The organism is Candidatus Symbiopectobacterium sp. NZEC127 (assembly GCF_025962675.1).
Taxonomy (GTDB): Bacteria; Pseudomonadota; Gammaproteobacteria; order Enterobacterales; family Enterobacteriaceae; genus Symbiopectobacterium.
In genome coordinates this window covers 1-513 of the sequence record NZ_JAGFPG010000107.1, presented here as the reverse complement: position 1 = coordinate 513, position 513 = coordinate 1, and the positions used below count along the sequence as shown (strand labels likewise).

Below are 513 nucleotides of genomic sequence, written 5' to 3'. Positions count from 1 at the left end.
TAGTCTGCCTCCACATTTTCCACAACGGATTAGACCAGTGAGTATATTTCTTACAGTGCGTTCCTTATCGTTATACCTTGGTCTGCCTTTTACTCCACTGCTTGCAATCTTCAATATGCTATTAGCATGATAAAAAGTTTCATCATCAATAATTTTAGGAAATATATCAGATACTTCTTCGTCATTGACATTACGACAAAAGAAACCTAGTAACCGACGATCTTTAATTAGTTTAGTAATAGCATTAGGACGCCATAAACTACCATTAATTAATCTCTTATCCGCATTAAGTCTTTTAGCTATTACAGGACTTGTAAGTCCATTAATGTAATCTGTGAATATTTGACGAATGATCGATACTTCGTAATCTTTGATTAAGTATCCAGTACCATCACTATCTAACCAGCGAGGTAAACGGCGGGTCATAATCCCCCCGTTTTTAACCATATTGTTAAATCTGGCTTGCCACCCACTGGTAGAACGTTCAGATTTTATTTTGGACTCATTGTTGCC

At 36.5% G+C, this 513-nt stretch carries 1 protein-coding gene; it reads right to left on the bottom strand.

What is annotated here, in order from left to right:
- Positions 1–426, bottom strand: a 426-nt coding sequence (locus J5069_RS24155) for a recombinase family protein (RefSeq protein ID WP_264646162.1), incomplete at its 3' end; no start/stop codon positions are given.
- Between the last annotated feature and the right edge of the window lie 87 nt (positions 427–513).